Source organism: Billgrantia endophytica, assembly GCF_002879615.1.
Lineage (GTDB): Bacteria > Pseudomonadota > Gammaproteobacteria > Pseudomonadales > Halomonadaceae > Halomonas > Halomonas endophytica.
The window spans coordinates 224,822-243,133 of the sequence record NZ_PNRF01000027.1; the positions used below are offsets into that span (position 1 = coordinate 224,822).

Genomic DNA, 18,312 nt, shown 5'->3' on the forward strand with positions numbered 1-18,312 from the left:
CAATGGATTTCGAACTCACCAAAGAACAACTGATGATTGTGGATACCGCCCGCCGTCTGGGCCAAGACTACGGGCTGGAGTATTGGGAGGCCCAAGACAAGACCAAGAGCTTTCCGCAGGAGTGCTGGCAGGCTATCTGTGATACAGGGCTTGCCGCGGTATTGCTGCCCGAGGAGTACGGCGGTGCAGGCCTGGGCATGCTGGAAATGGCCCTGATTGTGGAAGCCTTGGCGGAAGGCGGTGCGGGCAGCACCCTCGGGCAGTTGTTCATGATCAATCCGATCTTCGGCGGTGTATCCGTCGCGCAGTTCGGCACCGATGAGATGAAAACCGAGTTGCTGCCCAGGCTTGCCACTGGGGAGCTGAATTTCTGTATGGCTCTCACCGAGCCCGATTCTGGCTCCAATACGTTGGAGATGAAGAGCTTCGCCGCCGAGGACGGTGATGGCTGGCGACTGCGCGGCCAAAAGATATGGATTACCGGGGTGAGCAGTGCCGGCAAGATGCTGGTGGTAACCCGCACCCGCAAGCTCGAAGAGGTCGAGAAGCCCACCCAGGGCATCTCCATGTTCCTGCTCGACATCGACCGGGAAGGGCTAAGCCATACCCCGATCGATAAACTGGGCACCCATACCCTGAGTGCAAGCTCCGTATTTTTTGATGATGTGCGCATAGAGCCCCATGAACTGGTGGGGACCCTGCACAGCGGCTGGCGCGAGCTGCTGCAGGTGCTGAACACCGAGCGCATTGTCACCACTGCTGGCATGATCGGTGCGGGCAAACTAGCCACCCGTTTGGCCGTGGATTACGGCAATGAGCGTAAGGTGTTCCGTAACCGTCCGGTCACTGCCTACCAGGGTATTCAGTTTCCGCTGGCCCAATCACATGCCGAGCTTGAGTGCGCGCGCATCATGAATCTGCGCGCCGCTGCTTTGTGCGATCTGGATCAACCCTACGGTAGCGAGGCGAACATGGCCAAGCTGGTGGCGGCTAGGGCGGCCATGCACGCCATTGAGCGCAGCATGCAGACCATGGGCGGCATGGGTTATGCGCGGGAGTATCACGTGGAGCGCCTGTGGCGCGATGCGCGGCTGTTCAAGTTCGCTCCCGTCTCCGAGGAGATGATTCTGAACTTCATCGCCGTCCATAACCTGGGCATGCCCAAGTCCTATTAATCGTTTGCCGAGCAGCGGTCAGCAGTGCCGCACTGGGTCGGAAGAACAAGAAGGAGAGAATACCGTGGTGAACCTGAGCGCATTTATCGCGTTCCATGCCCGGCGGCGCCCGATGCATACCGCGATCGTTTATGGCGAAGATCGGGTGAGCTATCGCGCTTTCGACCAGCGCATCCGCCGGCTGGCTGCTCTGCTGGCGCAGCGCGGTATAGGCGAGGGCGACGTAGTGGCTCTGTTCATGAAGAACAGCCCCGCCTTTCTTGAAATCGCCTTTGCCGCTAGCCATGTGGGCGCGGTATTCCTGCCTGTGAATTTCCGTCTCGCCGCCGATGAGGTTAGTTACATTCTGGCGGATGCCGGCGCCAAGCTGCTTTTCGTGGATGAGGAGTTTGTCACCGTATGCAAGCTCTACCAGGACGTGGTGGTGGTAGACGTTCGGGCGCAGCGAGATAGCCGCCGACTGTCCGATCCGGACTGGCCCCTGCCGGATGTTGGCCCGCGGCGCAGTGATCATCTGTTCCGGCTGATGTACACCTCGGGTACCACGGCTCGTCCCAAGGGTGTCATGCACAGTTATGAGAACTTCTACTGGAAGTGCATGGACCATGTGATCGCGTTGAACCTTACCGCGGAGGATCGATTGCTCACCGTGGGCCCACTATATCACGTAGGTGCCTTTGACCTGCCCGGGGTAGCGTTGCTATGGCAAGGCGGCACCTTATGCGTGCATCGGGAATTCGATGCCGAGGCAGCACTGGCGAGCATAGAACGGCATCAGCTTACCTGCGCCTGGACTGCGCCGGTGATGCTCAACCAGATCCTGGCGGTGGAGAACTCCGAGCGCTTCGATCTGAGCAGCCTGCGTTGGTGCATAGGTGGAGGCGAGAAAACACCCGAGAGCCGTATCCGCGATTTCACCCGTGTGTTTACTTCGGGGCGCTACATAGACGGCTACGGCCTAACCGAAAGTTGTAGTGGTGACACTTTGATGGAGCCCGGGATGGAGATCGAGAAGATCGGCTCCACCGGCCGTGCTCTGGCCCATGTGGAGATTCGCATCTGCGATGAAGAGGGCCGCTCCCTGCCCGCCAACACCGAAGGTGAGATATGTCTACGTGGGCCGAAGATCACCCGCGGTTACTGGAATGCCCCCGAGAAGACCGCCGAGAGCTTCTTTTGCGATTGGTTTCGCACCGGCGATATCGGTCATTTGGACGAAGACGGCTTCCTCTACGTCACCGATCGGCGCAAGGACATGATCCTCACCGGGGCGGAGAACGTGGCCTCCTCGGAGGTGGAGAATATCATCTATCAGCTGCCTCAAGTGGCGGAGGCAGCTGTTGTCGGCCTGCCCGATGAGCGCTGGGGCGAGCGAATGGTAGCGGTAGTAGTGCTCCGGGAAGGGGTGAGCCTGAGCTACTCGCAGTTGGAGGCCCACTGCCGCAAGTATCTTGCCAATTTCAAGGTACCCAAGCAGTTGCTGATCAGTGAGGGGCTGCCGCGTAACCCCTCGGGGAAGATCTTGAAGCGCAAGCTGCGCGAGCAGTACGCCAATGAGGCCTGAATAAACCCCTACCCGAAGCAGGCAGAAGTGGAGGAGAGCAGCGTATGAATCTGGCTATGCGGATGGCAGAGTTCGTCCATGATCTGGAACTGGATTCCCTGCCCGATGAGGTGGTGGAGAAAGCCCGTACCTGTGTGCTGAACGGCTATGGGATAGCCTTGGGTTCTCACACCACACCCTTTTTCTCTTTAGCGGCGCAAGCCGTGCTGGCTATGGATGGGGAGCGGGAGCAGGGCGCGACGCTGCTGGCTGATGGCCGCAAGAGCACTGTGGCCGGGGCTGCTCTCTCTAATGCCGCGCTGTTCCATGGCCGTGCCCAGGAGGATACATGCGGGGTGGCTCATTTCGGTGCCGTACTGCTGCCGCTGCTCACCGCCCTGGTAGAGGCTGGAGAAGGCCCGGTAGAGCGTCTACTGCCATCCTTGATCGCCGGCTACGAGGTGGGCGGTCTGCTTGAAACTGCCTACTCGGCTACGACTACGGGCAAAGGACTGCGTGCCTCGCCCCTGTACGGCACGTTGGCGGCGGCGGCTGCCGTGGCGAAATTTCGAGGCCTGGATGCAGAGCGAACTGCCGCAGCCTTATGCAATGCTGCCTCATTCACTGGCGGTATTCTGCAGTCCTTCGGGGATGGTACCGATGAATGGCGTTACCAGGTGGGTATCGCCGGGCGTAATGGTCTTGCCGCCGCGCGGTTGGCTGAGGCGGGTTCGGTGTCTGCCCAGGCCGCTTTCGAGGGCCGGAGCGGTTTCGTGCGCACCTACGTGGGTGAAGACTGCGACGTGCAATCACTGGTCGCTAAGCTTGGCGTGGAATGGTCCGTACCCAAGGTAACCTTCAAACCCTATCCAGTCTGTGCTCTGAACCAAACGCCGGTAATCGCAGCGCTTGCTCTGCGCGCTCAGCTAGCTGGCGCCGAACTGCGCGCCGTGCGCATCCGCATGAATCCTACCTGCGTGGGTTATGCAGGCATGAACAGTACCGGACCCTTTGGCTCGCTATCGGGCAGCCTGATGAGCATACAGTTCTGCGTGGCTACCACCTTAGTTCACGGCGAGCCCAGCGTGGCGCGCATGAGTGATTTTGACGACTCGGCGGTAAAGGCGTTGATGCCTCATATCCAACCCATTGCCGATCCCGACTATGGCCTGCTGGCCTGTCGTATCGAGGCCGACGTGGCAGGGCGAGATATACCCTTGGTGCAAGAGCGCCGGGTTGATCATACCGAGTACAGCTATGACCGCTTGCAGGTATCGGCACTGATTCGCCGTGTCGGGATGGAAACCGGTGTACCTGAGCAGGCTTATGAGTGTCTGGAACGCTTCACCGAAGCGCTGCCTCGGGCGGATCTGAACGATGTGCTCAAGGCGTTTGAGGCAATTCAATAACAAAAGACTAGTCTCCGCTTCCGGAGGTCTTCGCTTGCAGAGCAAGCCGTCGATAACGATAAGCAAAAGTGAGGAGTAGCACCATGAAACGCCAGAACAAGACTGTGACGTTCCTCGTCATGGCCGCCCTAGGGCTGTCCGCGGTCGCAATGATCGCCGTCCCGGCCATGGCCGAGTCGGACACCATTAAGATCGGAATGACCTCGGCATTGACCGGTCCTTATAACGAGTTCGGAGAGGGCAACCGCCGAGCGGTGGAGCTGGCCATTAAGGAGTGGAATGAGCGTGGTGGCATCAACGGCAAGGAAATTGAGCTGGCCATGCTGCTGGATGATCAGCTGAATCCTGATCGTGCCGTTCAGAATATGCGTCGGATTCTGGATAATCCGGAAATTGTCGGCATTATTGGCCCAGCGGGGAGTGGCCCGACCCTCGCAGTCATTGATATGGCTGAGGCTGATGGCCGGCCCTATATGAACCCCATTGCTCAGACGCCGATGGTCACCTATCCAGACGGTACAGGGACCACACCGAGACGGAATATCTTTTCTTTTGCTTTGCAAAATGATGTTGAAGCCACAGCAATGGGCCAGCACCTGGTAGAGAACTTCCAGCGTGTAGGGGTAGTACACGAAAGCACAGCCTATGGTGTGACTGGCCTGGATTATCTGACCGAAGCCATGAAGGAAGCTGGCGGTGATGGCCCCGTGGCCTCCGACAGCTATAACCAGGGCGCTCAGGATATGACCGCTCAGGTAGCACGCATGAACCGCGCCGATGTAGACGCTGTTGCCGCTGTCGGGCTGGGGCGTGACCTGGCCGTGCTGCGCCGGACCATGGCGCGTCTGAACGTCAATGTGCCGCTGATTGCCTCCAATGGTGCCTTGGGTCAGCCCTTCCAGGACGGAGCTGGGGAGCTGGTGGAAGGCGTGCAGGGCACCATGATTGGCGCCTTCGGCCAGCGCCCCATGCGGGAAGCCACCCAGGACTTTGTGGATGCTTACAAGGCCGAGTACGGTGTAGATCGCTGGTGGGGCAATGATGAGCAGAACCCGCAACTGTTCATGGCGATTTCCGTCTCCAACGGCTATGACGCCGCCAACATCCTGTTCGAAGGGATTCGCCGCGCCGAGTCCACCGATCCGGATGCCATCATCGAGGGGATCGAGTCCATCCGGGACTACGAGGGAGTGAACGCGGTGTACAACTTCTCCAGTGACCGCCATCACGCCATTGAAGCCAACGGGGTGGAAGTCTTCCAGTACGTCAAGCGTGGGGACGACTATCCCCTAGTTCCGGTTGGCGAGCTCTAAATCTTGAGCCCACATGTTGGCGAGTCCCCCGCAGGGGACTCGCCGAACTCACCTTGGAAGCGAGCACGTAGCTATGGACTTCTTCCTACAAATGATATTTTCCGGCCTCAGTGTGGGCGCGGTCTATGCGCTGATAGCTCTCGGTCTCAATCTGACTTTCTGGACCACGCGAGTGCTGAACTTCGGTCAGGGTTCGGTGCTCATGATTGCGGCTATGCTTACCGCCGTGATGATCGGTTCTGGGCTGAACATGCTACTGGCCATCCTGATTTCTCTGGCGGTGGCCGGAGCGGTGCTGATCATTTCCGAAATCGTCGCCATACGCCCGCTGCTCAAAGTGAGTGGCAGCATGGGCTGGGTGGTATCCACCCTGGGCCTGGGCATCTTCCTGCAGGGGGTGGCGAGCCTTGCCTTTGGCACCCAGGCCGTGGCCTTCCCGGATGTGCTGTTCAGCAGTTCGGCCTCGGTGCAGCTGTTCGGCGCCTGGGTCTCCATGCAGTATATCGCCGTGTTCATGATCAGCGTGCTGATCGTGGGCTTGATGGAGCTGTTCCTTCGCTATTCCACCTGGGGTTACGGCGTGCGTGCCGTGGCTCATGACCCTGACCTGGCTTCCCTTATGGGCATTCCGGTACGCAAGGTGGTGCTTTACTCCTTCATGTTCAGCGGTCTGCTTGCTGGCGTGGCGGGAATTCTGGTTAGCCAGATCTCCGGTACCGTGGATCCTGGCTTCGGTCTACATCTACTTATTCTCGCCTTCATTGCGGCCGTGGTCGGTGGGATGGGTAGCGCCACGGGCGCGCTGATTGCGGGGCTCGCTCTGGGCGTGCTTGAGAAGCTTATCGCCGGGTACTACTCCCCAGCCGCAGCGCACATGGTCGCCTTCGTCCTGCTGGTGGCCGTACTGGCAATACGGCCTCAGGGCCTGTTGGGCAAGAAGGAAATGGTGAAGGTATGAACCCCCTACATCTCATTGGTCGGGTGATCAGCAACCCCTGGTTCGTGGGGGTGCTTTGCACCGTGGCGGCGGTGGCCGCCGGATTCGTCAATCAGGGCACCGTACAGATGTGGTGTTTTCTGATCGTCAACATCATGCTCGCCCAGAGCATCAACCTCCTGACAGGTATTGCCGGACAGATATCCCTAGGGCATGCGGGTTTTCTCGCAATAGGCTCCTATGTGGCTGCTGTCCTGCTGAAGGATTACGGTGTGCCCTTCCCGGTGGCCATTCTGATTACCATGGTCGTGTCGGCCATGGTTGGCTATGTTCTGGCTATTCCCTCGGGACGTGTGCGGGAATTCTACCTGGCGATGATGTCACTGGCCTTCGGCTTGATTGTCTATGAATTGGTCCGCGAATGGCGCGATCTGACCGGGGGCGTGATGGGCATGCGGGGCATTCCCTCACCCAACTTGAATACTCTGGAGATATTCGGCTGGCAGGTGAGCATGGAATGGTATTTTCGCATAATGCTGATCAGTCTGCTGGTGTTGATGATGATGCTGCGCAACTTCGTGAAGAGTCACTTTGGTCGTGCTTTTTACGCGATTCACGTCAGCGAGGTGGCAGCGGGTAGCCTGGGTATTTCTCAAGGTGGCACCAAGCGTTTCGCCTATGCATTAAGCGGAGGGATCGCCGGGATCGCTGCCGGTTTCTACGCCTATATGGTGGGCTATCTGACACCTGAGAGCTTCACCCTGATGCGCTCGGTGGAAATCCTGGTCATGTCCATAGTTGGGGGGTTGGGTTCGCTGATGGGGCAGGTGCTGGGTGCAGCGCTGTTTACTTATCTGCCGCAGCAGTTGCAAGCTTTCAATGACTACCAGTTCATCGTTTACGGCCTGATCCTGGTGTTTTCCTTCATATTGCTGCCGCGAGGTATTGCCGGTCTATTGGGGACGCATACCCGATACAGCAAGCATGATCAGCTTACGGCGAACATTCCCGATGTGAATGCGGTGCTGAGCCGCCGGGATACCGGTAGCGGCGCACTGGTAGATGTGCAAGGCGTGGTCATGGAGTTCACGGGCTTGCGGGCGCTGGATGATGTAAGTCTAAAGGTGCTCCCGGGCACCATCACCGGCCTGGTGGGGCCGAACGGTTCCGGTAAAAGTACCTTGATCAACGTGATCAGCGGTATCTACAAACCCACCGCCGGTACGGTGCGCTTCAAGGGCCAAGCCATCAATGGTTGGCCAGCCCACAAGGTGGCGTGTCTGGGGATTACTCGCACGTTTCAGGATCCGCGCAATGTGCCGAGCTTTACTGTGCGAGAGAACATTCTCATGGGTGCTCATCGCTTGTACAAGCACGGCGCCTTTGCCGCTTCCATCAATAGCCCCGCCGCATCGCGCGAGGAGGGACAGTTCCTGGGCCGGGTGGATGCGCTGATGAAGGAGGCAGATCTGATCCGACACGCCGATGAAGCAGTGGGGAATCTGCCCTACGGCATACAGCGACTGGCCGAGGTGGCTCGAGCGCTGGCCAGCGATCCGGAGCTACTACTGTTGGATGAGCCGGCGGCCGGTCTGTCGGAGTCCGAATCCGAGCGTCTGGGCGCACTGATCCGCCTGGCGCGGGATCATGGCGTGGGGGTGATCCTCATAGACCATCACATGGACTTCTTGGAGGAACTGGTGGATGAGGTGGTTGCCTTCGATGCCGGTCGTGAGATTTACCGTGGGGATATGGAAGGTATGCGTGCCGATCGCGCAGTGGTCGAAGCGTACCTGGGCAAGGAGGAAGAGAGCCATGCTTGAGCTTAGCAATTTATCGGTAAGCTATGGTGCCATCGAGGCGGTGAACTCGGTTAGTTTCACAGCCCAGCCGGGCAGTATCACCGCCCTGATCGGTGCCAATGGAGCCGGCAAGTCTTCATTGCTCAAGACTATCTCCGGCCTGGTCATCCCGAAGCAGGGGCGGGTGATTCTAGACGGTCAGGATCTGGCCCTGATCAAGCCCCACGAGCGGGCGCGCCTGGGCATCGCCCATGCTCTGGAGGGGCGGCGGATCTTCCATCAGCATACGGTGGAGGAGAACCTCATCACCGCTTGGCACTTCCGCCATCCCAAGGGAGATTTTAAGCGCGCCCAGGAGCAAGTGTATTCAAATTTCCCCATTCTGGCTGAGCGCCGTCGCGCCAAGGCCGGCACCCTGAGCGGTGGGCAGCAGCAAATGCTGATCCTGTCCATGGCGACCCTGCATGAGCCGCAAGTGGTCTTGCTGGACGAGCCCTCCTTAGGGCTGGCGCCCATCATCATCAGCCAGATCTACGACTTCATCCGCGGCTATGCCCAGGAAGGTGGTCGAATAGTATTGATTAGTGAACAGATGGCGAGTCTTGCCCTGAAAGTGGCCGATCACGGTCATGTACTGCGGCACGGAGCGTTGGTGCAGTCCGGCACCGCCGAGCAACTCAGTGGCGCTGGACTGGCCAGCGCTTATCTAAGTTAAGGGGGCACCATGAAAGACACTGACCAGGCAGGGCTTGTGGTGCTAGGGGGTGGTCCGGGTGGCTACACTGCTGCCTTCCGTGCCGCTGACTTAGGGCTGGATGTGGTGTTGGTGGAGCGGGAACCGACTCTGGGTGGGGTATGCCTGAATGTGGGGTGCATCCCCTCCAAGGCGCTTCTGCATGTTGTGCATGTTCTGGAGCAGGCTCGTGGACTATCGGCCCAGGGCATCAGCTTTGACGAGCCACGCGTAGAGCTTGAGCAACTGCGAGGCTGGAAGGACTCGGTGGTGGGCAAGCTTACCCAAGGTCTGGCTGGGCTTGCCCGCCAGCGTGGCGTGCGGGTGTTGCAGGGGGAGGGGCATTTCGTCGGACCGCATGAGCTGAGGGTGAGAGGCACCCGGGGCGAGCAGTATCTGCAGTTTGAGCAGGCTATCATCGCCGTGGGTTCGCGCCCGTTACGCCTGCCCATGTTGCCGGATGATCCGCGTATTATGGATTCAACTGCGGCCTTGAACTTGGCGGATATTCCCGAGCGTTTGTTGGTGCTGGGGGGAGGGATCATTGGACTTGAAATGGCAGAAGTGTATTCATCGCTCGGCAGTAGAGTCACGATAGTGGAGCGCACCGAGGGTCTATTGCCCAGTTGCGACCGCGATTTGGTTGAGCCGCTGCGCAAGCATATCAGTAGTCGGTATGAAGCGTTGCTTACCTCTACCGAAGTGACCGCCGTAGTGGCCGAGGAGCGGGGCCTGCGGGTGAGTTTCGGCAACGGTCGGGAGCCCGCCTACTTCGACAAGCTGCTCTGTGCCGTGGGTCGTGCGCCCAACGGGAAGACTCTGGATGTCGATAAAGCGGGCCTTGCAGTAGATACAATGGGCTTCATAAATGTTGATAAGTATCAGCGCACTGAATTGCCGCATATCTACGCTATCGGCGATGTGGTGGGCGGCCCTATGTTGGCCCACAAGGCATCCCATGAAGGCAAGGTTGCCGCAGAGGTGGCGTCTGGGCTGTTGGTGGCTAACGAAGCGCAGGTGATTCCTTCGGTGGCCTACACGGATCCAGAAGTGGCTTGGGTGGGGCTTACCGAGACCCAGGCTCGTGAGACGGGGCGGAGCTACCGGAAAGCCAGCTTTCCTTGGATGGCCAGTGGACGGGCATGGACCCTGGGTGCGGAACAGGGCCTGAGCAAGATTCTGGTGGATCCCAAAACCGGGGTTCTGGTCGGTGCCGGTATCGTAGGCCCTAACGCTGGTGAGTTGATCGCCGAGGCGGCGCTCGCCATCGAGATGGGATTGGAGCCGGCAGAGATTGCCTTGACGATACACCCGCACCCCACACTGTCCGAGACCCTGGCTTTCGCTGCGGAAACCTACGGGGGCACGCTGACAGAACTGTATCTGGGTGGCAAGAAATAGTGTTGCGGTGCAAGTCTGCGAAACACTGCGCCTAGTCTGGTAAGATAATTGAATGCTCGGTAGAGCCTGCCCATAAACGGGCTCACATAGTGACGGGAGCTGTGCTCGTGGCGACATGGAAAAACGCGATTCCCAACCGGAATGAACTGCATCAGGCCAAGCGTGATGCCTTGCTGCGCGAGGCGGTGACCGCGTTCAACCAGAGAGGCTTTTATGCCACCTCGATGGAGGATATCGGCAAGAGCCTGGGGGTGACTAAGGCCGCGCTATATTATTACTTTCCTAACAAGCATGCGCTGCTGGCGGCGGCCTTCGAGCATGTATTGGAAGTAGCATTTAAAAGCCTGGAAGCCGCTAGGCAGGCTGGAGGCACTGGCTATGAGAAGCTCAAGGCCACCATCCAGGGTTATCTACGTGCCACCCTCTGTGATCTCAATCGCTGTGTAATTCTCACAGAAGAGCATGCCTTACGGCCGGAACAGCGCGCACCTATCGTCGCGAAGCGTGACCGCTTTGAAGCCGAGCTGCGTGCCTTGGTACGTGAAGGCATCGCCGACGGCAGCATCATTTCCTGTGACCCCAAGCTCGCTATCTTTACCATTTTCGGCGCGGTGAACTGGGTGCCGAAGTGGTTCTCCAACGAAGGCTCCTGGAACAGCACCCAGCTGGCTAAAGCGATGTCCGAGCTGGTCTGCCGATCCATCGCCGCACAGCCCGTGCCGGCGCTTGCCGAGGATGTGTCGATTAGCTAAGGGTATACACAGGAGCTGCTTGGTAAGCGGCCGGTCATCACCCTTTGCGAGTGATCAGACGACCGGCTGCCAGTGCTGAGGTAGGGGTTCGTGGATCCGGCTGGCCTTGTGCGTCGGCCGTCGAGCCAGCACGTCTTTCAGGTAGGCATGCGGTTCATGGCCATTCAGCTTAGCGGTCTGGATCAGGCTCATGATGTTGGCGGCGCATGTCCAGCGGCTCGGTGGCCAGTCAGATATCGTCTATGCAGATCATCACAGCAGCCCCTTCAACCAGTGCATGCACTGCGCCGCGTCGGTCACCGGACAATGTATGGTGATGGTGCCCCGCGCCGAGGGGAGCTCGATGCGAATCTCTCCGGAGGAAATGGGCGGTGTCGGCAAGTCAGCCGTCGCTGGGACCGGGAGTGGTCGAAGTCGGGCATGGCCGGCAACTGGCTCTTGGCCTTGAATTCCGGGGTATAGCGGCGACGCCGGTGAATTTCTCGATCAGTGCTTGGGACAACCATTATAGGTGTCCACTCAGTGATAGATGGGCACCTACTGTCACGGAGTTTCGGAGTCAGAGAAAGTTGGGGCCACCAGCCGGATACTCTGTATCTATAAAATACATACCATCTTTTATTTTTGAAAAGGTATCATTTTCATTTTTTCAGAAAGATGATCAATTAGTAATCTTATACGCGCCGGCAAAGCTTGATTATACGCGTAAACAGCATAAATGTCGGCATTTGGAAGATGATAGTCACTTAGCACCCTATGTAGCCGATTTTCTTTAAAGTGGTGGTAAACATCCCATTCTGCACGTATAGCTATGCCGTGCCCCCTCAATGTCCAGCTAAGAACACTTTCTCCATCATTAGAGCTTAAACCCCCTCTTACTTGAACGTGATATACCTGGTCATTCTTATTAAAACTCCAGTTCCCATAAGTTTCCTCATTTTGCCTAAGTACTATGCAGTTATGTTCAGAAAGATCATGAGGATGCTGAGGCTCTCCATTCATTTCCAAATATGCGGGTGAAGCACAAAGAAATCGCTGGTGTGAGGCAATTTTTCTAGCATGCAAGCCAGAATCCGGAAGCGTTCCAAAGCGAATTCCGACATCGAATGAATTAGCCACCAAGTTTAGCGGATGATCTGATAAGTGGAGCTGGCATTCTACTTTTGGGTATTCCTCAACAAAATCAGAAATGAACCTGGAAACATACTTTCTGCCAAATCCAAAAGGAGCATTAATTCGTATCACCCCTTCTGCTTCATCACTCTGTTGACGCAGGGCATTATTCATTTCCTCGATTGCCGATGTGACTTTTCGAGCATAGTCCAAATAAACCTTGCCGTTCGGTGTCAGGCTCATAGAACGAGTAGATCTTGATAGGAGTTGACACCCGACATTTTTCTCAATATGGGATAGCCTCTTGCTTGCAGCAGCAGGTGTAATGTCTAGTTCTCTTGCAGTCTTGGAGATGCTCCCAGCTTGACAAAGAAATATGAAAAACTCAAAGTCTGTACTCGACATGGGTATTAACCCTCGGGTTGTTTCTGTTTTAACCCACAGTATATTGCATGCTCTTCAGCTTGTCATCTAATGTCTGTGATACAGCTCAGATGGCTTCCAAGAAAGCGAGATATCACTTAACAACTAACAGGAGTATTGGGTATGCGCGGTCACCGTGTTGCAGTTATCCCGGGTGATGGAATTGGTCTTGAGGTGATTGAGGCCGGTAAGCAAGTGTTGGAAGCTCTGGCAAAAAAGAGTGGGGACTTCCAGTTTGAGTTCGAGGATTTTGACTGGTGCTCTCAGCGTTACCTTGAGAAGGGTGAGTACATTCCAGAAGGTGGGCTGGAAAGGCTGTCAAAATTTGATGCCATATACTTTGGTGCCGTGGGTAGCCAAGATGTTCCTGATCATGTCTCCCTTTGGGAGCTCAGGCTCGCCATCTGTCAAGGCTTTGATCAATACGCTAATGTACGCCCGGCACGTGTGCTGCCGGGTGTTAATAGCCGCCTGAAAGGTGCCGATGAAATCGACTGGGTGATTGTCAGGGAAAACAGTGAGGGTGAGTACTCAGGTAACGGTGGGCGGGTGCACCAAGGATTCCCCGATGAGGTAGGTACAGAGGTATCAGTCTTCACGCGAAAAGGTCTCGAGAGAATCCACCGATTCGCATTTAACTTGGCTCAAAGCCGTCCTCGCAAGAAGCTTACCTTGGTGACTAAGTCCAATGCCCAACGCCATGGGATGGTTCTCTGGGATGAGGTTTTCTTCGAAGTTGCAAAAGCGTTCCCTGAAGTCACGATCGATCGTGAACTGGTTGACGCTGTTACCACTCGCATGGTGCTGAAACCTGAGACGATGGATGTTATCGTGGCGACCAACCTTCATGCCGATATTATATCCGACCTTGCCGCGGCTCTTTCAGGAAGCCTCGGTATTGCCCCGACGGCCAACCTGAACCCCGAAGGCACCTTCCCCTCAATGTTCGAACCGATTCATGGTTCTGCCTTTGATATTGCAGGGCAAGGAATCGCCAACCCTGTAGGCTCCTTCTGGACAGCCGCTATGATGCTTGAGCACCTTGGCGAAAAGACTGCTGCCGAGTGCCTAATGGCAGCCATTGAAAGGCTCACAGCTTCTGGCCTCCAGACACAAGACCTCGGAGGAACCGCTACGACTCGAGATGTAACCCAAGCCATCTGTTCAGATATCGAAAGCCAATAAGCTATATCGGCGGGGGTGCATGGCGTCACCGCCTCTTGCTCTGATAGTTTAATGTGGATCCTTCCAATCTTTACAGCCATTGATAAATGGTTTGTCTTGAATGTCACGATGGGAGCTTTAAAATGAAAATAGTCATTGCTCCTGACAGCTATAAAGGATCGCTGTCTGCTCAAGCAGCAGCAGAGGCCATGGCGGAAGGCATCGCTCGTGCCTTGCCAGATGCTGTGCTGCTGCAAAGCCCAATGGGTGATGGTGGAGAAGGCACGCTAGCTGCCTTGATTTCTTCTACCGGAGCTGTCGTTCGATACGCAAATGTTTCGGATGCCTATGGCGGTATCAGGCGAGCCGCATGGGGTTGGCATAGCAAGAGCGCCACCGCCTATGTTGAGTTGGCAGAAGCCTGTGGGTTGCAGTATACGGATATTCAGCAAGGCTCCATTCTGGACGGTACCACCTACGGCGTTGGCCAACTTATACGTGAATCTTTGGACATTGGGGCAAAAAACCTGGTTCTCACCTTGGGCGGCAGTGCGACAAATGATGCAGGCGCGGGAATTTTAACAGCCTTGGGTGGTCGTTTGCTCGACGAGAATGGCCTTGAATTGCCCCCCCGGCCCAGAAATTTTTCCCAGATTGCCAGCATTGATATTTCAAACCTTGATGGCCGCTTAAAGCATCTGAGGGTTGTTGCAGCAGTTGATGTGGACAATCCGTTGCTTGGGCCGAATGGAGCTAGTTCTATCTATGGTCCGCAGAAAGGAGCTTCACCAAGTGATGTGGATGAACTGGAGTCAGCATTGGCATGCTTTTCTGGAAAGCTTGGTGAATCTATAGGGAATGATTATAGGGAGAATCCGGGGGCTGGTGCTGCCGGCGGGGTTGGATTTGCAGCTAAAGCGATACTCAACGCAGACTTGAAGTCTGGGATAGATGTGGTTATGGATCAAGTCGATTTTCTGGAGATTATTACTGATGCGGACTTGGTGATCACAGGTGAAGGTCGTTTGGATGGGCAGAGTCTATCCGGTAAGACGCCGATCGGAATTTCTCGGTGTGCGAGCAAGATGAGTATACCGGTCGTGGTGGTAGCGGGGCAGCTAGGAAATGGTTGGCGCTCTTCATATGAACATGGTGTGACCGCTGCATTTTCATTGACGGATGGTCCGATGGACTTAAAGGAGGCTTTGGGTAAGACTGGGCAGCTGTTAAGCGACCGGTGCGAGTCGGTGGCAAGACTGGTTTTTAGGGAGTCATCCTGCCACCATCAACTTACTAAAAGTCTTGGGGAGGGATTTATAATAGTTACATAGAGTTCAGTTAATAAGGTTCTATGAATAAACAAGTACAAACCAAGTGGAGCACGCATAATGAAAATTTTTAATCTTGCTGTTATCGCTCTTTGCAGTGGCGTTGCCGTAAATGCCTTTGCTGAAACAGATCGTGAAAACTGGCCGAATAGCCTGATTATTGGCACGGGTAGCCAAGGGGCAACGTATTATATTTATGGCTCTGGATGGGGGAACCTGGCCAGTGAGGCGACGGGGGCATCGTTCGGTGCCGAGGTCACGGGCGGGCCTGTCCAGAACGTGACGCTTGTGCAAATGGGTGAGCATGAGTTCGGCATGGTCACAACGGGGCCTGCCTACGAGGCGTGGCAGGGGAACAGCGAGCTGGCGCCAGGAGTAGAGCATACCGATATACGTGCCGTCTTCCCGATGTACCAAACAGCTCTTCAAGCGATCTCTCTGTCAGGCTCAGGTATCAACTCGTTTTCTGATCTTGATGGAAAGACCGTTGGGGTTGGTCCCGCGGGAGGCACGGGTGATTTATATTACCCTCAGCTATTTGAAAAGCTAGGGTTGGATGTTGAAATTCGAAATGGCGGTGCAGCTGACCAAGCTAGTCAGGTCCAGGATGGTTTGCTGGATGCGTTTGCTTTTGCTGCAGGCATACCGGTTTCTGCCTTCAGCCAACTCGAAGCTCAGGTTAATGTCAATATTTTTTCCTTCTCAGAAGACGAAATGGGACAGTTCCTAGATGACTTTCCTGAGCTGAGCCCAGCTACTATTCCTGCCACTGCTTATGCCAGCTTGGATGAGGATGCGTCTGCTATCTCGCTCTGGAACTTTGCGATCACGCATCAGGACATGCCTGAGTCGCTTGTCTATGAGGTGACCAAAGCGGTGATGGAAAACCACGACCGCATGGTGCAGATCCACGGCGCCGCGGTCGAGACGCTGCCCGAAAACTTCGAATACAACTCCTTCCTGCCTTGGCACCCGGGCGCCGTGCGCTGGTTCGAGGAGCAGGGCTACGACATTCCGGAAGACCTGCGCGGCTGATCCTCCGCAACGCGACATCGACGCCGGTCTCCGGGCCGGCGTCAACGCCTCGCTTCTGCGCAGGCATCCGTAACCTCCTAGGCATTCCGGTATGACTCACGAAACCCAACCCAACGAAGCCGCTGCCAAAGTCGGCACTGATGGGGTTGCCGACATCCCCATCGCCCACAACGAGCGCGTGCTCTCGGGCCTGCTCGGCCAGACGGTGTTTGCCGCCTGTGTGCTGTTCACGGCCATGCACCTCTATGCGCTCAACGTCTCACCCATCGAGACCTGGACATTCCGTATCATTCACGTCGCGGGCGGCCTTGCCGTCGGCTTCGCCATCACCGCGGCCATGACGCTCGATCGCAGCCCCGGTGAGGTTCGTATCAACCGCGTCGAATGGTTCGCCCTGATTCCCGCGGTCGCTGCCATCGGCTACGCCGTCTTTTGCACGCTTTACGCCTGGTACATGCGCGAAACCGGCACGCCGCCCGCCAACTGGCTCGTCGTGCACCTGAGCTGGTCGCTGGCCGGCGCCACCGCCATCGCCCTGGTCAGCAGCTGGATATGGCGCAGCTCCAGCCGCTCCATCCACTGGGCCGACGCGATCCTGATCATTGCCTCGATCCTCGTTGCCGCCTATCTGGTTCTGGTACTGAATCGCTGGCGCATGGCCGCCGGCACCCCCTTTGCCGGGCAGACCGAATTCATGATCGCCGCCGTGGGTGTGGCCCTGATCATGGAATTGACCCGTCGTGTGGCTGGCTTGGCTCTGATCCTCATCACCGGCGTCTTCCTGATCTATGCCTTTGCCGGGCCCTACCTGCCGGGCCTGCTCGAACATCGCGGGTACTCCTTCTCGCGCTTCTTCACCTATCTCTACACCGACAACGGCATTCTCGGCCCGACCACCGCCGTGTCGTCGACCTATATCATTCTCTTCATCACCTTCGCCGCCTTCCTGCAGGCTTCCAGGGTCGGCGACTACTTCATCAACTTCGCGTTCGCCGCCGCCGGCCGTGCACGGGGCGGCCCGGCCAAGGTGGCGGTCTTCGCCTCCGGCCTGATGGGCATGATCAACGGTACCTCCGCCGGCAACGTGGTGGCCACCGGTTCACTCACCATCCCGCTGATGAAGAAGGTCGGCTACCATCCGCGCAGCGCCGGCGGCATCGAGGCCGCCGCCTCCACCGGTGGCCAGATCGTGCCGCCGATCATGGGTGCCGGCGCCTTCATCATGGCCGAGATCACCGGCATTCCCTATACCGAAATTGCCATTGCCGCACTGATTCCCGCCGGGCTCTATTTCCTTTCCATCTACATGATGGTCGATCTGGAAGCGCGCCGTGATGGCATGCTGGGCATGTCCAAGGATGAACTGCCGGTCTTCCGCAAGATGGTCAAGCAGGCCTACCTGTTCCTGCCCATCGTCATCCTGATCGGTACCCTCTTCATGGGTTACTCGGTGATTCGCGCCGGCACCCTGGCCATGATCAGTGCCGCCGTGGTCTCCTGGTTCACCCCGCACTGGATGGGCCCCAGGGCACTGCTCAACGCGTTGTCCCTTGGTGCGCGCATGGCGATCCCGCTGATCGCGGTATGTGCCTGTGCCGGTATCATCGTCGGGGTCATTTCGCTGACCGGTGTCGGTGCCCGCTTCGCCTCCATGCTGCTGGGTATTGCCGATACCAGCCACCTGATGGCACTGTTCTTCGCCATGTGCATCAGCATCCTGCTCGGCATGGGCATGCCCACCACCGCGGCCTACGCCGTCGCCGCCTCGGTGGTCGCACCCGGCCTGCAGCAGATCGGCATCCCGCCGCTGGTCGCCCACTTCTTCGTGTTCTACTACGCCGTGCTCTCGGCGATAACGCCACCGGTCGCACTGGCGGGCTATGCCGCCGCCGCCATCGCCAACACGGACCCGCTGAAAACGGCCCTGACCTCCTTCAAGTTCGGCCTGGCCGCCTTCATCGTGCCCTTCATGTTCTTCTACAGCCCGGCCCTGCTGATGGAAGGCACCTGGATGCAGATCCTGCGGGTTGTCGTCACCGCCGGGATGGGCATCTATCTGCTGGCCGCCGCCGTGCAGGGGTGGTTCCTCAACGGTGCGGCCAACCTCGTGCAGCGTGTCCTGCTGTTGGCAGCGGCCCTGTCGATGATCGCCGGCGGCTGGATGACCGACCTGGTCGGCCTGGG

14 protein-coding genes and 1 pseudogene are annotated in these 18,312 nt (G+C 57.4%); 13 read left to right on the top strand and 2 right to left on the bottom strand.

Annotated elements, in window-relative coordinates; all coding sequences use genetic code 11:
- Positions 1-2 precede the first annotated feature (2 nt).
- The 9 genes from C1H69_RS13105 (at position 3) to C1H69_RS13145 (ending at position 11,065) form a co-directional block, all read left to right on the top strand.
- Complete coding sequence (locus C1H69_RS13105; RefSeq protein WP_102653843.1) at positions 3-1,175, top strand: acyl-CoA dehydrogenase family protein; 1,173 nt, start codon at positions 3-5, stop codon at positions 1,173-1,175.
- 64 nt (positions 1,176-1,239) lie between these two features.
- Entirely contained in the window at positions 1,240-2,739 is a 1,500-nt protein-coding gene (locus tag C1H69_RS13110; protein ID WP_102653844.1) for a long-chain-fatty-acid--CoA ligase, read from the top strand.
- A gap of 44 nt (positions 2,740-2,783) precedes the next feature.
- Positions 2,784-4,127, top strand: a complete 1,344-nt coding sequence (locus C1H69_RS13115; protein WP_165789477.1) for an MmgE/PrpD family protein — start codon at positions 2,784-2,786, stop codon at positions 4,125-4,127.
- A gap of 83 nt (positions 4,128-4,210) precedes the next feature.
- The gene (locus tag C1H69_RS13120) at positions 4,211-5,440 is read left to right on the top strand and encodes an ABC transporter substrate-binding protein (RefSeq protein ID WP_165789478.1); all 1,230 of its coding nucleotides are present in this window, start codon (positions 4,211-4,213) and stop codon (positions 5,438-5,440) included.
- 91 nt (positions 5,441-5,531) lie between these two features.
- The gene (locus C1H69_RS13125; protein ID WP_240609933.1) at positions 5,532-6,398 is read left to right on the top strand and encodes a branched-chain amino acid ABC transporter permease; all 867 of its coding nucleotides are present in this window, start codon (positions 5,532-5,534) and stop codon (positions 6,396-6,398) included.
- Positions 6,395-8,200 (top strand): branched-chain amino acid ABC transporter ATP-binding protein/permease, encoded by a 1,806-nt coding sequence (locus C1H69_RS13130; RefSeq protein WP_102653846.1) that lies wholly within the window; start codon positions 6,395-6,397, stop codon positions 8,198-8,200. Before C1H69_RS13125 ends, C1H69_RS13130 begins: the two co-directional genes overlap by 4 nt.
- On the top strand, positions 8,193-8,894 hold the full coding sequence (locus C1H69_RS13135) for an ABC transporter ATP-binding protein (protein ID WP_102653847.1): 702 nt from the start codon (positions 8,193-8,195) through the stop codon (positions 8,892-8,894). Before C1H69_RS13130 ends, C1H69_RS13135 begins: the two co-directional genes overlap by 8 nt.
- A gap of 9 nt (positions 8,895-8,903) precedes the next feature.
- The gene (gene lpdA / locus C1H69_RS13140; protein WP_102653848.1) at positions 8,904-10,313 is read left to right on the top strand and encodes a dihydrolipoyl dehydrogenase; all 1,410 of its coding nucleotides are present in this window, start codon (positions 8,904-8,906) and stop codon (positions 10,311-10,313) included.
- 107 nt (positions 10,314-10,420) lie between these two features.
- Positions 10,421-11,065: a TetR/AcrR family transcriptional regulator gene (locus tag C1H69_RS13145; RefSeq protein WP_102653849.1), complete on the top strand. Its 645-nt coding sequence runs from the start codon at positions 10,421-10,423 to the stop codon at positions 11,063-11,065.
- A gap of 54 nt (positions 11,066-11,119) precedes the next feature.
- Here C1H69_RS13145 and C1H69_RS13150 read toward each other — a convergent pair.
- Both C1H69_RS13150 and C1H69_RS13160 read right to left on the bottom strand, forming a co-directional pair.
- A pseudogene (locus C1H69_RS13150) lies at positions 11,120-11,269 on the bottom strand (transposase domain-containing protein); the annotation flags it as partial.
- A 414-nt stretch (positions 11,270-11,683) separates the two neighbouring features.
- On the bottom strand, positions 11,684-12,583 hold the full coding sequence (locus C1H69_RS13160) for a LysR family transcriptional regulator (protein ID WP_102653851.1): 900 nt from the start codon (positions 12,581-12,583) through the stop codon (positions 11,684-11,686).
- A 141-nt stretch (positions 12,584-12,724) separates the two neighbouring features.
- Here C1H69_RS13160 and C1H69_RS13165 point away from each other — a divergent pair, with 141 nt between their 5' ends.
- The 4 genes from C1H69_RS13165 to C1H69_RS13180 all read left to right on the top strand — a co-directional run.
- Positions 12,725-13,786: a tartrate dehydrogenase gene (locus C1H69_RS13165; RefSeq protein ID WP_102653852.1), complete on the top strand. Its 1,062-nt coding sequence runs from the start codon at positions 12,725-12,727 to the stop codon at positions 13,784-13,786.
- Between the two features lie 122 nt (positions 13,787-13,908).
- Positions 13,909-15,096, top strand: a complete 1,188-nt coding sequence (locus C1H69_RS13170) for a glycerate kinase (RefSeq protein WP_102653853.1) — start codon at positions 13,909-13,911, stop codon at positions 15,094-15,096.
- 57 nt (positions 15,097-15,153) lie between these two features.
- Entirely contained in the window at positions 15,154-16,128 is a 975-nt protein-coding gene (locus C1H69_RS13175; protein ID WP_102653854.1) for a TAXI family TRAP transporter solute-binding subunit, read from the top strand.
- 91 nt (positions 16,129-16,219) lie between these two features.
- Positions 16,220-18,312, top strand: a 2,093-nt coding sequence (locus C1H69_RS13180; protein WP_102652976.1) for a TRAP transporter permease, incomplete at its 3' end; no start/stop codon positions are given.

What these genes read in the sequence shown, in the direction of transcription:
- C1H69_RS13130 (WP_102653846.1), top strand. Translation starts at nt 6,395, where the DNA reads ATGAACCCCCTACATCTCATTGGTCGGGTGATCAGCAACCCCTGGTTC.
- C1H69_RS13120 (WP_165789478.1), top strand. Translation starts at nt 4,211, where the DNA reads ATGAAACGCCAGAACAAGACTGTGACGTTCCTCGTCATGGCCGCCCTA.
- lpdA (WP_102653848.1), top strand. Translation starts at nt 8,904, where the DNA reads ATGAAAGACACTGACCAGGCAGGGCTTGTGGTGCTAGGGGGTGGTCCG.
- C1H69_RS13135 (WP_102653847.1), top strand. Translation starts at nt 8,193, where the DNA reads ATGCTTGAGCTTAGCAATTTATCGGTAAGCTATGGTGCCATCGAGGCG.
- C1H69_RS13105 (WP_102653843.1), top strand. Translation starts at nt 3, where the DNA reads ATGGATTTCGAACTCACCAAAGAACAACTGATGATTGTGGATACCGCC.
- C1H69_RS13175 (WP_102653854.1), top strand. Translation starts at nt 15,154, where the DNA reads ATGAAAATTTTTAATCTTGCTGTTATCGCTCTTTGCAGTGGCGTTGCC.
- C1H69_RS13125 (WP_240609933.1), top strand. Translation starts at nt 5,532, where the DNA reads ATGATATTTTCCGGCCTCAGTGTGGGCGCGGTCTATGCGCTGATAGCT.
- C1H69_RS13160 (WP_102653851.1), bottom strand. Translation starts at nt 12,583, where the DNA reads ATGTCGAGTACAGACTTTGAGTTTTTCATATTTCTTTGTCAAGCTGGG.
- C1H69_RS13170 (WP_102653853.1), top strand. Translation starts at nt 13,909, where the DNA reads ATGAAAATAGTCATTGCTCCTGACAGCTATAAAGGATCGCTGTCTGCT.
- C1H69_RS13165 (WP_102653852.1), top strand. Translation starts at nt 12,725, where the DNA reads ATGCGCGGTCACCGTGTTGCAGTTATCCCGGGTGATGGAATTGGTCTT.
- C1H69_RS13115 (WP_165789477.1), top strand. Translation starts at nt 2,784, where the DNA reads ATGAATCTGGCTATGCGGATGGCAGAGTTCGTCCATGATCTGGAACTG.